Here is a 14,039-nt window from a genome sequence, read left to right as displayed (position 1 = left end):
AGGCTATGGATAAGTTCGTTTTTTTATTGAGCGATCGTGGGGGACTAACCGTGGAAACTAGATTAGACCCCTGCGATAGCTACCTGCTGACACTAACAGCAGATTTTTTGGCACGGTGTTTAAACGGAGGCAAGGAGAAAGAAAGGACTTTTTTCGACACCGAGACAGCAGGCGAAGCAGAAAGGATCGTTTCTGCTTTACCTTCGTTTTCGGCTTCGGCTTCTGCTTTTAAACTAGAGTCTGTTTCGCAAGGGTTCTGAACAGTTGTAACTACAGTAGTCCACCTGCCTGTAGCCGGATCGCGATAACAAGTAAAAGGATTTATTTTGAGCGGTTGACTGCAAGGCTTAATCATGTAGATGCACTCCTTTGATTCTGAGAAATTGTGCATTGCTTTCAGCAGCAGTGCTATCTCGCCAGTAGAAGCAGTATGAAGGCAAAAAGCAGAATTGTGTTTCTGCGTCCAGAGACTTTTGAAACTTCCTGAATTCCTGTTAACTTTTGCCTTCTACGGGTTCCCGACCATAGCATTACTTTTACCAAATTGGCTTTCTGGAAGCAACCCCCCACCCCTTTAATTAGATTGAGGTGGGATTTGTAAATGCAGCGAGGCGCCCGATCGGGCCTGCAGGACAATTTTGAGATAATATAGGTATTCTAGGCTGAAAAAAAATGCTGCTGTGTGATCGAAAACAGAGGTCGATCGCGATCGGTGTCACAATTAAAAAGGGAATGGGTAATTGGTAATGGGTAATTGGTAATGGAGGAATTGGTAATGGGGGAATTATTCCATCTTTTGCCATCCGTTAAATCCATTAAATCCGCTACATAATTACTGGCAAAACCCCCACCCGTTAAATCCATTAAATCCCCTACATTGCTAGGGAGCCGCTCATATTTGTAAAAACACTTCTTCTGGCTCCTGACTTCTTCCTTCAGGCTCTTTTCTCCTGGCTCCTGACTCCTGACTCCTAACTCCTATTTTGGGCTTGGCTGCTTTCATTGAGATGCTCCCCATTGCTAGTTGCCCAACTTGCTTCTAACTAATATCAACTTTTGCCTTTAAATGAACAGTAAAAGTAGAGCCAACACCCAACTCACTCTCAACAGTGATATCGCCGCCCATCATCTGGCAAAACAAGCGGCTAATGGCCAATCCTAAACCAGTGCCGCCGTACTTGCGAGTAGTCGAAGCGTCCCCTTGAATAAAAGGTTGAAACAAACCCTGCTGCTGTTCTGCCGACATTCCAATCCCCGTATCAGATACCTGCAAATAAACCCAATCGCTGTCACCTGCTGGTTCGCGAGTCGCGCTCAACAGCACGGTTCCACCTTCGGTAAACTTCAGGGCATTCGAGAGCAAATTGAACAGAATTTGCCGGACTTTAGTCAAATCTGCATACATCACTCCCAAAGTTTCAGAGCAAGAAACTTGCAATTGATTGTGATTTTTTTCGACCAAAGGGTGCAAAGTTGCAACGACTTCTTCTATTAAATTACAGAGGTCAAATTTTTCTAAATAAAGCTCCATGCGACCGGCTTCTATCTTAGAAAGGTCGAGAATATCGTTAATTAAAGTCAGCAAGTGTTTGCCGGCGCTATAAATTTTTTGGGTATCGGGAATGATCTCTTCGAGTCCCGATTCCCGTGCTTCTTCTTGTAGCATTTCGCTGTAACCGATAATCGCGTTGAGCGGTGTCCGCAGCTCGTGGCTCATATTGGCTAAAAAAGTGCTTTTAGCTCTCGAAGCTGCTTCAGCTTTGTGTAAGGCTTCTTGCAAGGCTATTTCGGCTCTTTTGCGCTCGGCAATTTCGATGCGGAGCAGTTTATTGGCGGTGGTGAGTTGAGCGGTGCGCTGATCGACGGTCATTTCTAGTTGCGCTTTGGCTTTGGAGAGTGCTTCCTGAGCCCGCTGACGCTCAAATCCTTCGATCGCCAGCGCTACCAAATTTGCCAAAGAATCGGCGAAGGTGCGTTCCTCCAGAGCCCATTGGCGGGGCGCGCCGATATGTTCGAGAGAGAGGATGCCCACGATCTGCCCACCGAGCCTAATTGCTACATTTAATATGGATGAATTGGGCTTGCTGGCATTTGGCAGCACAGCGGAATGTTCGGCTAGCGAAGATGAGTGGGACAAATTTGTTTGTAGAGATTTTTGAGTCTTTGTCGTAGGTTCTAAACCATTCTCCGATCGCAAATTTTCGCCCGGTGCGTCGCCCTCAACATCTAAAAGGGATAAATTTAAATCGCTTGGCGATATGCACTCCCGGCTCAAATGATTCTCCTGGGTGCGATCGTACAAGTCGAGACAAACTAATTTCAGGTTGGGCATTTTAAACTTAGAATGATTCACCCCCTCGTGCTGCTCTGAGGCAGCGGCCTCTGTATCGACTGGCTCTGTTTGGTTGTGGGCGAGCACTCTCTCCGTAAAATTTAGCTGGGGCTCGTTCGGGTAGCGAGTTCCAAATCTTCCGTGGTTGTAAAGCCAGACGCTGACTTTTTCCACCTCCAAAGTGCGGGCTGCAGCCTCGGTAATTTCGCGAATTCCCACATTCAGCGCACCGCTGTTGAGAGTCCTTTGTCTACCTAGCTGCAACAAAGCCAAACTCTGGCGCCGGAGCCGCTTTTCGCTCTCTTGCAGGGTTTGTTCTGCTTCCTTGCGCTGGGTGAGGTCGTACAAGGCGCACAATGCTGTCGGCTCGCCGTTAAACACCAGCGACTGAACCGAGATCATCGCCCAGAAAGCGGTGCCGTCTGATTTTTTGCAGTTGATTTCGTAGTTTTGGAGGTATCCGTCCTTAGCAAGTGCCTCAAGTACCTTTGGGCGATCGGCGGGGTTGAAGTAAAAGTCTGGAGTGCTGCAGCCGATCAATTTTTCTAGGGGTATGTTCAGCAGAGAAGCCAATTGAGCGTTCGCATACAGAATTAAGCCGTCACAGAGGCGAGAAACTAATATCGGCACGGGAGTTGCCGAGGCGATCGCCCGAAACTGCTCTTCGCTTGAACGCAGCGCCAACTGAGCTTTGCTCAGCAAGTGAGCTTCCATCGTATCTGAATGTTCGGTGGTAGTCTCCAGCAAAAGTTCTAGGTCAACCTTTTCGCGCTTCAAGTTTTCAAGTTCCGCACTCAGCCGCTGAACGTCGAAAAGTAGCTGTTCTGTCGATGGTTCTTCCTGCATAGCAATTGAAAATTGGTAATTTTTAGTCGGTTCTGAAGTTTTTTATGGTTTTGTGCTAGTTTAACTATGACTTATTCCGATTAACTTCAGCCACCCTGATCCTGGTTCGCGGACTTAGCCGGGGATTTATCTTTACCTTTTTCCCTATTATTCCAATTCTAATTGCAAGGAAGGCATCAGCCGCCGCAAGTTTTTCAGGGATTTTATCTGCCAGGGGATCTGTTTAGAACCTTTGATGGCGATTTGAATATTTTTTTGCTGACGCACTTTGATCACAAATTTTGAGACAATATTAATTCCCGAACTATTTAAAAATTCTAGCTTTCGCAAGTCTAGAGTCACCGTGTTTGGGCAGGAGTCAGCCACTTCGTTGAGCAGATCGACGATCGGTGCGTATTCTTCCACCTGGCTGAGTCGGAACGAGCCGCTACAGGTGACTGTTTGCGTAGCGCGATCGTACTGGATCGTGTAATCTTTGGTCTGAATCTCCATACTTTTGTCAGTTGCCGATTTTGAGTGGTAAAGGGGCTTTGCCTGCGTGAGCGAGGATTGAGCTTCAGGCTAGCACGATCAAAATTCACCCGTTTGCCGAATGCCGAAGGCCTTTGCGCGTGTAACTTTTATTACATATACTGCCAACTGTACCATTTCCGCAGGGCAGTTATGAGTTATTTTAGGATTTATCAGTTGTGATACCAGTTGTGATACCCGTTATAAAAAATGCAACTGTTGACCGGAAAACGAGCCCGCCGGGCCCCTGGCTTTAGACACGGGGAAAAGTCGGTAGCGGTTTCAACCGCCTTGAACAATTCTTTATATTTCGACACACAATATACAGGTTGGTTGGTATATACTGTAAATATGAAAACAAAACTAAAATCCAACAGCAATGTAACCTACTGCTGCAATTATCATATTGTGTGGTGTTCAAAGTATCGTAGGTCTGTGTTGATTAACGGTGTAGATGTTCGCCTGAAAGCGATTTTACAAGAAGTTTGCAGCGAATTTAACGCCGAACTACTAGAAATGGAAGTAATGCCAGATCATGTTCATGTTTTAGTAGGAGTAGACCCACAATTCGGGATTGCCAAGTTGATCCGATATTTGAAAGGACGTTCATCTCGACTGTTGAGACAGGAATTTCCTTGGTTAAAAAGCAGACTGCCAACTCTGTGGACGAATAGTTACTTTGTTGCAACAGTTGGCGGTGCGCCACTATCAGTGGTCAAGCAGTATATCGAGAATCAAAAGAATGTCTAATTACGGATGCCAGCAAAACTTAATTAATGCTGATTTCAGTCTGAAAGCAATTTTAGAGTTTGTCTGTGGTGAATCAAACAAGCTAGCAAACTGTGCCTTGTACTACGGTCGTCAGTTGTATTTCAAAACTGGCAAAATCCCTGGGAAATATGATTTCCATAAAATGTTTAAATCGAATTTGCATTTTAAGGCTCTGTATTCCCATGTCGCACAGCAAACTTTAACCAGTGTAGCTGAATCCTTCAGTTCATACATTGGGCTGCTAAAGGGAATCAAATCTGGGACTGTTACGCAGCACCCAAAGCTACCAAAATACAAAAAAGATTCTCTGAAATTAGTGACATTCCCTAAAGCGGATGTCAAACTCAAAAACGGGTTGTTACGGTTCCCACTAGGTAGTAAAGTCAAGCTTTGGTTTGGAATCGGAGAATTTTTCTTGCCGATGCCGTCAAACTTGGACTACAAGAAACTGGTTGAAATTCGGATTCTTCCCAGAAATCGCTGTTTTTACGCCGAGTTTGTATATCGAACAGAGGAGCAGCTTGGTAGTGCTGTGCTTCCCGGAAGTGTCCTGGGGTTAGATCATGGAATTAATAATTGGTTAACAGGCGTATCCAATGTAGGGACTTCTTTTATTATTGATGGACGACATCTAAAGTCTTTGAATCAGTGGTACAACAAGCGAATCTCTGTGCTGAAAGAGAATCGACCACAGGGGTTCTGGTCAAATCAGTTAGCCCGGATTACCGAAAAAAGGAATCGACAAGTTAGAGATGCAGTCAACAAAGCAGCAAGGATTGTAATCGATCACTGCCTTAAGAATGGGATAGAAACGGTAGTATTTGGATGGAATAAAGAGCAAAAACAAAATGCCAATATGGGTCAAAAGAATAATCAAAAATTTGTGCAAATTCCTACGGGTCGGCTAAAAGAGAGAATACTTCAATTGTGTCAGCAGTATAAAATTAAGTTCGTAGAAACTGAAGAAGCATACACCTCAAAATCGAGTTTTCTCGATAATGATTCGCTACCTGCGTTCGGTGAAAAAACTGAAGGGTGGAAAGAATCAGGAAAAAGAATAACTCGCGGGTTGTATCGTTCAGCCGATGGTATGAAAATAAATGCTGATTGCAACGGCGCAGCCAACATTGTCAGAAAAGTAGCGATAAAGCTAGGATTAGATCTTAGCAGAATCAGTAGCGGCGACTTGATAGCGCCTTTGAAGATCCGACTGTGGACTCTCCAAGAATCCCCTCGCCTTTAGGCATGGGGAGTATCAAGAGAACAGCTTTTGCTGAAGTTCCAAGCTACCAATTCGATTTTTTTCTCAACTTAGTATTGACAAAATCACCAAAATGTGAGAGATATTTCACATCGGATACAGAAGTGAAGGGGAGAATATTTAATGGCAATTTCAGGAATTACAGAAAAGCTTTTGGCGGCTAAAAAAGCTAAGGGAATTAGTTTGGCAGATTTGGAAAAAGTTTTGGGGCGCGACGAAGTTTGGATTGCCGCGGTTATTTACCGTCAAGCTACCGCATCACAAGATGAAGCCGAGAAAATTGTCTCGGCTTTGGGACTAGATAGCGAGACGGCTGCGGTTCTCTGTGAACCTCCGTTAAAAGGTTCTTTGGAGGACTCGGTTCCGGTTGACCCCCTGATTTATCGTTTCTATGAAATTATGCAGGTTTACGGGATGCCACTCAAAGCAGTGATTCACGAAAAATTTGGTGACGGGATTATGAGCGCGATCGACTTTACTATGGATGTCGAGAAAGAAGCAGACCCAAAAGGCGATCGAGTGAAAATAATTATGTCAGGAAAATTTTTGGAATACAAAAAATGGTAAGCCAGTGCTGCTTTACCTTCAAGAATTAAAAATTCAAAATTTGGTCGAACGACTAAGGACTCCTGACTAAGGCCTCAAAAGTGTTAACTTAGAAACAGAGATCGCGAAGCTTGACTGGCTTGGGTGTCCGATCGGGAAACCCTTCTAGGGCACAGCTAAGGTCACTCCCGCGGCAACTTCCCCAGTCGAAACAAGCAACCGCAACCGTAAAGTAAGAGGCAAATATGTCAAAATATGACTCCCATCTCAGATGCTCCTTTTGCGGCAAGTCGCAAGAGTACGTCCGCAAGTTAATAGCTGGGCCCGGCGTCTACATTTGCGATGAATGCGTGGAACTGTGCAATGAAATTTTAGAGGAGGAGTTCTTTGACTCCAGTAAAACAATTGGTCAACAGATTCCCCAATCAGAGGTGCGAGAGTCTCAGGGACAAGGAACGCGGCGTCCGGGTCGATCGAACAAATCGAAAATCGTTTTAGCTCAAATTCCGAAACCAACAGAGATTAAGCAGCATTTAGACAACCACGTCATCGGTCAGCATTCAGCAAAAAAAGTTCTTTCTGTAGCAGTTTACAACCACTACAAGCGCTTGAGCGTTGACCAAGCTAAAGATAGCGACAAGTCTTCCCCTGACAGCGATGTAGAACTGCAAAAATCCAACATCCTCCTAGTGGGCCCCACAGGTTGTGGCAAAACTTTGTTAGCGCAAAGTTTGGCGCAAATGCTCGAAGTGCCGTTTGCGGTAGCGGATGCGACGACACTGACAGAAGCGGGATATGTCGGCGACGATGTAGAAAATATCTTGTTGCGGCTGTTGCAAATGTCAGATTTTGATGTTGAAGCGGCGCAACGTGGCATTATTTATATTGATGAAATTGACAAGATTGCTCGCAAAAGCGAAAACACTTCGATCACTAGGGATGTATCGGGAGAAGGAGTGCAGCAAGCGCTACTAAAAATGTTGGAAGGAACAGTGGTTAACGTGCCCCCGCAAGGCGGCCGCAAACATCCTTACCAAGATTTTATTCAAGTTGACACTAGCAAAATTCTATTTATTTGTGGCGGTGCTTTTGTCGGTTTGGAAAAAATAGTTGAACAGCGTTTGGGTAAAAAATCCTTGGGCTTTATTCAGCCAACGGAAAGCGACAGCAACTCGACTTTGCCGGCGAAAGACAAGCGGGCGGCTGATATTTTGCAGCAGGTACAGCCGGACGATTTAGTCAAGTTTGGTTTGATTCCTGAGTTTGTCGGGCGGATTCCGGTGGTGACGGTGATTTCGCCGCTGGATGAAGCAGCTTTGATGCAGATATTGACCGAGCCCCGGAATGCGCTGGTGAAGCAGTATCAAAAGCTGTTGAAGATGGACAGCGTGGAATTGGAATTCCAGCCGGAAGCGCTACGGGCGATCGCCCAGGAAGCCTATCGTCGCAAAACTGGCGCGAGAGCTCTCCGCAGCATTTTAGAAGAGTTAATGCTGGATGTGATGTACGAGTTGCCTTCTCGCAAGGATGTGGCTAACTGTATGATTACTCCTGAAATGGTCGAGAAGCGATCGACTGCTGAATTGCTGTGGCATCCCGCATGGCGGAAGCACGAAACAGCATAATTTATAGTTTGTAGGGTGCTTGTGGCGCACCCTACAAATTTGCTACCTTTAATTCCCTTGGCGAACCCGCCTCTACAAGCCTAACACTACAAACTTTTTTCAAGGTCGATCGAATGCAATCTTAAGGTAAGACCTTAAGGAGTAAACTTATAACTGTAAAAATAACTGTTGAAAAAATGCCAAGAAATGTAGCTAAAGCAAGTAAAAACCCCAGAGTTAAAATGCCAAGTTTCTTAGACGGAATTCCCGGAGTGTCAATGGCAATTCAGTGCGGTTTGCTAGCCAGCCTAATGTTGTGTTGGTACGATTTCAAATACAACACGATAGTATACTTCATTCCGCGATCGGCAATAGCAGAAAAAGAAATTTTACTCATCAATCAAAGGCAGCAAGCTTACTATGCAGAAAATAATCAATTTAGTTCTTCCCTAAAAGGATTAGGTCTAGGAAGTGAAAAAGAAACCTACGATCATTATTATAAATACAGAACTCGGTTATCAATGGGTCCGGTTCAAACTTTACACAATCAAAGCGAAGCAGCACCATTTGAAATGACACTCGCATTCGCCCAACCTCGCTCTCGTAGCAACAAGAGGTGGTATACGGGTGCAGTAGTTGCTTTCAAAAAAAATGGTAGCAATCTACTAACAACTATGGCAGCAGTTTGTGAGAGCGATGCCCCTCCTAAAACAATCAGGAGTGGGCCAACTTTTGACGGCAAAGAAATTCACTGCCCCTCCGGGACAACTATGTTAAGGTAAGACTTTGAAACTATTTTGCGCCACTCTTCGATTGTTTAAGTAAAATTCAAAGTACCAATTGCCAGGTTGGTCATCTTTTTGAAAATTGTACCAGCACCAAGTATTTAATCTACCTCCTGTCGTTTTTAAATTTGATGCACCCCGCTGTACTAATTTTCCTTGAGGGTTAAACACCTCACAATCTCCTCTATATTCTCCCTCTGGCAAGCTCGCAGCACTTACGGTCAAATAGACTTTCTTTTGTTGTTTCAAAGACCAGACATCTGTAGTTTTTGTAGCTTCTAGCTCGTCAGTCAACCTCGCTTGAGTTAAAGTTTTTAAATTTTGTTTGTTAGTTATTGGTGGGGAGTCAACTACTGCTTGAGGTTGGGGATAAGTTAGTAACAACGGACTAAAAATAGCAGCGACGACGGGACTAAGCATAGCAGCAATTGGAGCAATTACTGTTAACAATACCGTTACTGTTGATAATCCGACTAATATCAGCGCAAGTTTTGAGTTGTGGCGCTGCTGGACTACATCGAGGGGAATCAAAGCATTGAGGGCCGCATCTGCCGAAGGATAGCGGTGTTTGAAATTAGGTTCCACCATTTTTTGCAGCCAGTCAAGAAATTCTGGAGTTAACTGCTGCAAGCGATTTTTAAAATTAATCTGCCTTTTAAAATTAATCCGTCCCGTCTCGTCCATCAAGCTGCCAATTTCGAGAGAACTTATCCTGATTAGCAAGCAAATTAGCGTCGCGCCGAGACTGTATAAATCCGATGCCACAGTTAGCTGCCGATTGAACATTTGTTCTGGTGGCATAAAGCCCAAAGTACCTTTAACAACGCTGCTGGCGGCCACTTCTCCCCCGCCGAGTCTAGCAAATCCAAAATCGACAAGGCTGACATTCAGGCGATCGTCCACCAAGATATTTTCCGGTTTTAAATCTCGGTGAATTACTGGGGGAACGCGGTTTTGCAAGTATTTAAGAATTTCTAAAACAGAGATAGCAATTTGCTTGATTTGCTGTGGCGTTAGCTTGCGGAGAGTTGCGAGGGAAGTGGCATTTTTGTATTCCTGTACCATGCAGAAACCCGATGCTGTTTGGAAGGAATCTAAATACCGAGGAATGCTGGGGTGATCCAGTCCTCGCAAAATCTGAATTTCTTTTTCGTAAGCTTGATACTCCGACCAATTAGCGCCTGTTTTGGCAAATTGAAATTGTTTGATAGCTACGGCACGTTGGGTATTAATTTCGGTAGCGAGATAGGTAACTCTACCGCCGGCGCGATTGTGTCCGAGTTCGCGAGTTATTTGATAACCGTAGTTAGAAAAGTCAGGAAAAGCATTCATAGTTAAATAGTTGACAGTTGACAGTTGACAGTTGACAGTTGTAATTGGGAATTGGGAATTATCTCAATCGTACAATCTCCCAATCTGCGGATCGTACAATCTCAAATCTAATGACTGCTGACTAATGACTAATGACTGATGACTACGGTCTAATTAAATTTTGTTCGGATTTGTGATAGTTGGAAATAATTCTTTTTGGGTTAAATACGAGCGTGTCAACTAACGCAATCCCAATAACGATTAGAGGGAATAGTGTCACTCCTCCTGCGGCTATTATTTCGATTGGTTCAACCCATTCCAACTGATTACCCAATTTTAAAAACAATCGAAAAGCTGCTCCCAATAGCGTACAAAATACGACAGTAAGGAAAGCTATTTTAGTAGCATCTGCTTTAAAAATTTTTCTAGTTGCTTGCTCGGCAACTAGATTGTTAATGCTGGCATTTATCATCATTGGAATTAGAGCTCTCAATAACAATAGCATTACTGCAAATCCTCCCATAGAATAAATAAAATAAGAAATCATATTAATTATTAGATCGATCATTAGATGTAGTTCTTTAATAATAGGGGCAAAAAATAGCGGGGTAAAAATAATGATAACTACACTGAAACCGAGAATCGATTTCAATATTTGCTTAAAAACTTGCCTAACATCTAACCATTTAACATTAATATCTTTGAGTGTGTTTGGATTTACTGTCATGACTGTAATGGTAGTTTCAGCGGAATTAAATCCCAACAATACGGCCAATGATACCCAGCACGAAAAAGAATGGAGCAAAACGTTGTTGGAGTTGATGAGGTTAGTTAATAGCTCCGAAATCATAAAACCTGCTAAGGTAAAACAGCACATAAAAGCCAGCCTGCGCGCAGACAAAGAAGTATTTTTTTTCGGTACGTGCAAGGCAGATGTGGTGACTTGCAATTCTATTGTATGAGTTTCCGGCTCAGAATTGGCGTGTAAGATGATTTGGCGGTTGTAAGTTTGACTTGCCAGCAATTTTTGAGTATCAACTCGAATTTGGCATTCAATATTATTGCTTTCAAAAGACTGCGGTACAAAGGAAATCCAAGAGTGGTCGTAAGGCGTGTGTGGCGGGTCATTCGGATGTGGCGCGACTTCCCATCTGCCGCCAAGCATTGTATCGGGAATTGGGTTGCTAATGGCGATATTTTGCGTTAAAATTTCTCCATATTCTGTAGCGGTAAGTTCCAGCCGAGCGCGATCGATCCTAACTTTTGGCAATTGTTTAACATCCAAAGATTCTAGGGCCGCTAAAGCATCAGCCGCTGACTGATATCTATCTTGAATTCTCGGGGCTACCATTTTCTCCAACCAATTCATCCAACTTTGTTGCAACGGCGGTACTAAATGCCGAAAATGAATGCCATAATTAGCATCAATCAAATTGCCAACATCCGCAGATTTTGTACCTGTTAACAAGCAAATCAGGGTGATTCCCAAACCATAAATATCCGAGGCTTTAGTTAATTCTCGGTTGAACATTTGCTCCGGCGACATGAATCCCATCGTACCTTTGACAACGCTGCTGGCGGCAATATAGCCGCCTCCAATTCGTGCAAAGCCGAAGTCTACTAAGTAAACATTTAAGTGATCGTCAATTAACAAGTTTTCGGGTTTGATATCGCGGTGAATTACAGGCAGTTTCTGAGATTGCAGGTAAGCTAAAATTTCTAAAGTGGCGATCGCAATTTTTTTGATATCTGGCAGCGAAAAAGTACGATCGCACGCCGATTGGGCATTGATATATTCCTGAACAATGCAAAAACCGCTATCTGTTTGAAAATCGTCAACATAGCGTGGAATTCCGGGGTGATCGAGCTTTTTCAGCACTTGGGTTTCCTGTTGGCTAGCGGAGTATTTCGCCCAGCTAGACCCTTGCGCGAATTGAAATTGCTTAATAACAACTGATTTATTGGTGTTAGTTTCTGTAGCTAGATACGTGACGCGGCCTCCCAGACTGTTGTATCCGAGTTCGCGAGTGACTTGATAGCCATGTGTGGAGAAGTCGGGAAAAGTTGTCATAGGTAGTTCTTCGGGTTTAATTTATCTGGGAATATATTAAAAATTGCTATTACCAAGATAACTTTTTTCAAAAAAGGCGTCAACTGTGATAAGATTTGACTTCGCGATCGGTTCTAGCGGGGAGCAGCCGTTAGAGGAAACGGGGAAAGTTCGGTGCAAGTCCGGCGCTGTCCCGCAACTGTAATGAAACCCTTGGGGTTTCTCAAGTCAGAATGCCCGCCGATATCTAACTCACTTTTGAACGCATCTGCGAGGTACGGATGATGGATGGAATTAACACGGCTGTACGCACAAAGCACAGTCTATTTGTTTGCACTGCTTGCGCTAGTGTTTGGAAAAACGGCAAGCGCGAAGGCAAAAGCGGCGGTCAACAATTCATGGAAAATTTGTCGCAACTAGCTAAAGATTGGGAGTTTTCTGATAAATTTGAGATTCAAGAGGTTGAGTGCATGAGTGCTTGCAGTCACTCTTGTGCGGTGTGTTTTGCTGCTGTTGGAAAGTACACTTATCTGTTTGGCGATTTACCAGCAAATGAGTCGGAAAGCGTCGAGGCGGTACTCGAATGCGCGGGCCAATACTATGCTAAACCGGACGGTTTGTTGCCTTGGTCTGAGCGTCCTCAAGCTCTGAAAAAAGGCGTTTTAGCAAAGATTCCACCACTCGCAAATTAGAGTTTTTCTTGTTCCTAGGATCGGCCCATTGGTGACAACTTAACGTCAAACCCGCCCTCCGGCCCTCCGGCAGCAGTCCGGCAGGGGTTGAAACCCCTGCCTCAAAGCTAAAGTCCTCTGAAGAGGACTGAAGAACTCATTAGTCCTCTTCAGAGGACTTTAGCTATAAGCCAGGGAATTCATTCCCTGGCGGACGGTCGGCTTAAGTTTTCATCAATGGGCAGAGCTTGGGAACGAGAGAACGAGAGATATCCCATCACCAAATAAGCACAAAATTATCAATGCACAAAATTCCTGTTACTGTCATCACTGGTTTTCTCGGTAGCGGCAAAACTACCTTAATTCGCCACTTATTGCAAAATAATCAAGGTCGCCGCATTGCTGTTCTGGTTAACGAATTTGGCGAAATTGGAATTGACGGAGAATTGCTGCGCGATTGTCAAGTTTGCGACGAAGAAGAAGATGCCAGCAGCAATATTGTTGAACTAACAAATGGTTGTCTTTGCTGCACTGTTCAAGAGGAATTCTTGCCGACTATGCAAGAATTGTTGAAGCGCAGAGAACAAATTGATTGTATCTTAATAGAGACTTCTGGCCTCGCACTTCCTAAACCTTTGATTCAAGCTTTTCGCTGGCCGGAAATTCGCACGGGTGCTACTGTGGACGGTGTTGTTGCTGTTGTCGATTGCGAAGCTGTTGCTAGCGGTACTTTTGTCGGTGATATCGATGCTTTGATGGCACAGCGGCAAGCTGATTCTAGTTTAGATCACGAAACTCCGATCGAGGAATTGTTTGAAGACCAGTTAGCCTGTGCCGATATGGTACTTTTAACGAAGGTCGATCGCGTAGATGCAGAAACTCACAAGAAAGTGCAAAGCTGGTTGCAGCAAGAGTTACGTCCAAGTGTGAAAATTGTGCCTTGCAAAGGTGGCGAAATTAACCCTGATGTGCTCATGGGATTTAATGCGGCGGTTGAGGATGATTTGGAGTCTCGCCCCAGTCACCACGACACTGAGGAGGAACACGAACATGATGATGATATTAACTCGACTTTCTTTATTGCCGATCGCGAATTTGAACCTGAAGCTTTGGTGAAAAAACTGCAATCCTTGATGCAGCAAGAGGAAATCTATCGGATTAAAGGGTTTGTGGCGGTTCCCAAGAAACCGATGAGGATGGTGTTGCAAGGTGTGGGTTCGCGCATAGAATATTTTTACGATCGCCCTTGGCAACCTTCGGAACTCCGCCAAACCAAATTAGTGCTGATCGGTCGGGAACTCGACTCTGCTAAAATACAGTCATTCTTGTAGTTGAATGCGGGCGATCGCTTT

The 14,039-nt window shown here is 44.3% G+C and carries 13 protein-coding genes and 1 riboswitch; of the genes, 7 read left to right on the top strand and 6 right to left on the bottom strand.

What is annotated here, in order from left to right; all coding sequences use genetic code 11:
- Positions 1-79: 79 nt before the first annotated feature.
- The 4 genes from QUB06_RS17420 to QUB06_RS17405 form a co-directional block, all read right to left on the bottom strand.
- The gene (locus QUB06_RS17420) at positions 80-355 is read right to left on the bottom strand and encodes a hypothetical protein (protein ID WP_333143480.1); all 276 of its coding nucleotides are present in this window, start codon (positions 353-355) and stop codon (positions 80-82) included.
- Between the two features lie 302 nt (positions 356-657).
- The gene (locus QUB06_RS17415) at positions 658-864 is read right to left on the bottom strand and encodes a hypothetical protein (protein ID WP_333436328.1); all 207 of its coding nucleotides are present in this window, start codon (positions 862-864) and stop codon (positions 658-660) included.
- Between the two features lie 175 nt (positions 865-1,039).
- Positions 1,040-3,178, bottom strand: coding sequence for an ATP-binding protein (locus QUB06_RS17410; protein WP_333436327.1), 2,139 nt, complete (start codon positions 3,176-3,178; stop codon positions 1,040-1,042).
- A 147-nt stretch (positions 3,179-3,325) separates the two neighbouring features.
- The gene (locus QUB06_RS17405) at positions 3,326-3,670 is read right to left on the bottom strand and encodes a slr1659 superfamily regulator (RefSeq protein WP_333282684.1); all 345 of its coding nucleotides are present in this window, start codon (positions 3,668-3,670) and stop codon (positions 3,326-3,328) included.
- A gap of 369 nt (positions 3,671-4,039) precedes the next feature.
- On the opposite strand from QUB06_RS17405, the gene tnpA reads away from it, so the two are divergent.
- From tnpA to QUB06_RS17380, 5 genes are all read left to right on the top strand, one after another.
- Positions 4,040-4,438, top strand: a complete 399-nt coding sequence (tnpA, locus tag QUB06_RS17400; protein ID WP_333436326.1) for an IS200/IS605 family transposase — start codon at positions 4,040-4,042, stop codon at positions 4,436-4,438.
- The gene (locus QUB06_RS17395) at positions 4,431-5,702 is read left to right on the top strand and encodes a transposase (RefSeq protein ID WP_333436325.1); all 1,272 of its coding nucleotides are present in this window, start codon (positions 4,431-4,433) and stop codon (positions 5,700-5,702) included. The genes tnpA and QUB06_RS17395 overlap by 8 nt, the downstream gene beginning before the upstream one ends.
- A 141-nt stretch (positions 5,703-5,843) precedes the next feature.
- Positions 5,844-6,287, top strand: coding sequence for a cyanase (cynS, locus tag QUB06_RS17390; protein ID WP_333436324.1), 444 nt, complete (start codon positions 5,844-5,846; stop codon positions 6,285-6,287).
- A 224-nt stretch (positions 6,288-6,511) separates the two neighbouring features.
- Positions 6,512-7,891, top strand: a complete 1,380-nt coding sequence (gene clpX / locus QUB06_RS17385) for an ATP-dependent protease ATP-binding subunit ClpX (RefSeq protein WP_333436323.1) — start codon at positions 6,512-6,514, stop codon at positions 7,889-7,891.
- 221 nt (positions 7,892-8,112) lie between these two features.
- Positions 8,113-8,652 (top strand): type IV pilin-like G/H family protein, encoded by a 540-nt coding sequence (locus tag QUB06_RS17380; RefSeq protein ID WP_333436322.1) that lies wholly within the window; start codon positions 8,113-8,115, stop codon positions 8,650-8,652.
- Here QUB06_RS17380 and QUB06_RS17375 read toward each other — a convergent pair.
- On the bottom strand, positions 8,644-9,987 hold the full coding sequence (locus QUB06_RS17375; protein WP_333436321.1) for a serine/threonine-protein kinase: 1,344 nt from the start codon (positions 9,985-9,987) through the stop codon (positions 8,644-8,646). The genes QUB06_RS17380 and QUB06_RS17375 overlap by 9 nt on opposite strands.
- Positions 9,988-10,129: 142 nt before the next feature.
- Positions 10,130-12,037: a serine/threonine-protein kinase gene (locus tag QUB06_RS17370; protein WP_333436320.1), complete on the bottom strand. Its 1,908-nt coding sequence runs from the start codon at positions 12,035-12,037 to the stop codon at positions 10,130-10,132.
- 91 nt (positions 12,038-12,128) lie between these two features.
- Positions 12,129-12,275: riboswitch (cobalamin riboswitch) on the top strand.
- A gap of 22 nt (positions 12,276-12,297) precedes the next feature.
- Between QUB06_RS17370 and QUB06_RS17365 the strand changes: the two genes are divergently transcribed.
- The gene (locus QUB06_RS17365; RefSeq protein WP_333436319.1) at positions 12,298-12,708 is read left to right on the top strand and encodes a DUF1636 domain-containing protein; all 411 of its coding nucleotides are present in this window, start codon (positions 12,298-12,300) and stop codon (positions 12,706-12,708) included.
- Between the two features lie 281 nt (positions 12,709-12,989).
- A complete protein-coding gene (cobW, locus tag QUB06_RS17360; RefSeq protein ID WP_333436318.1) occupies positions 12,990-14,018 on the top strand; it encodes a cobalamin biosynthesis protein CobW in 1,029 nt (342 codons plus the stop codon).
- The last annotated feature ends 21 nt before the right edge of the window (positions 14,019-14,039 follow it).

The sequence above is a fragment of the Microcoleus sp. D2_18a_D3 genome (assembly GCF_036702455.1).
Taxonomy (GTDB): Bacteria; Cyanobacteriota; Cyanobacteriia; order Cyanobacteriales; family Microcoleaceae; genus Microcoleus.
This window is presented reverse-complemented; position numbering and strand designations above follow the sequence as displayed.

Coding starts and splice junctions, on each gene's coding strand:
- QUB06_RS17420 (WP_333143480.1), bottom strand. CDS start 355: ATGATTAAGCCTTGCAGTCAACCGCTCAAAATAAATCCTTTTACTTGT.
- QUB06_RS17415 (WP_333436328.1), bottom strand. CDS start 864: ATGGATTTAACGGGTGGGGGTTTTGCCAGTAATTATGTAGCGGATTTA.
- QUB06_RS17410 (WP_333436327.1), bottom strand. CDS start 3,178: ATGCAGGAAGAACCATCGACAGAACAGCTACTTTTCGACGTTCAGCGG.
- QUB06_RS17405 (WP_333282684.1), bottom strand. CDS start 3,670: ATGGAGATTCAGACCAAAGATTACACGATCCAGTACGATCGCGCTACG.
- tnpA (WP_333436326.1), top strand. CDS start 4,040: ATGAAAACAAAACTAAAATCCAACAGCAATGTAACCTACTGCTGCAAT.
- QUB06_RS17395 (WP_333436325.1), top strand. CDS start 4,431: ATGTCTAATTACGGATGCCAGCAAAACTTAATTAATGCTGATTTCAGT.
- cynS (WP_333436324.1), top strand. CDS start 5,844: ATGGCAATTTCAGGAATTACAGAAAAGCTTTTGGCGGCTAAAAAAGCT.
- clpX (WP_333436323.1), top strand. CDS start 6,512: ATGTCAAAATATGACTCCCATCTCAGATGCTCCTTTTGCGGCAAGTCG.
- QUB06_RS17380 (WP_333436322.1), top strand. CDS start 8,113: ATGCCAAGTTTCTTAGACGGAATTCCCGGAGTGTCAATGGCAATTCAG.
- QUB06_RS17375 (WP_333436321.1), bottom strand. CDS start 9,987: ATGAATGCTTTTCCTGACTTTTCTAACTACGGTTATCAAATAACTCGC.
- QUB06_RS17370 (WP_333436320.1), bottom strand. CDS start 12,037: ATGACAACTTTTCCCGACTTCTCCACACATGGCTATCAAGTCACTCGC.
- QUB06_RS17365 (WP_333436319.1), top strand. CDS start 12,298: ATGATGGATGGAATTAACACGGCTGTACGCACAAAGCACAGTCTATTT.
- cobW (WP_333436318.1), top strand. CDS start 12,990: ATGCACAAAATTCCTGTTACTGTCATCACTGGTTTTCTCGGTAGCGGC.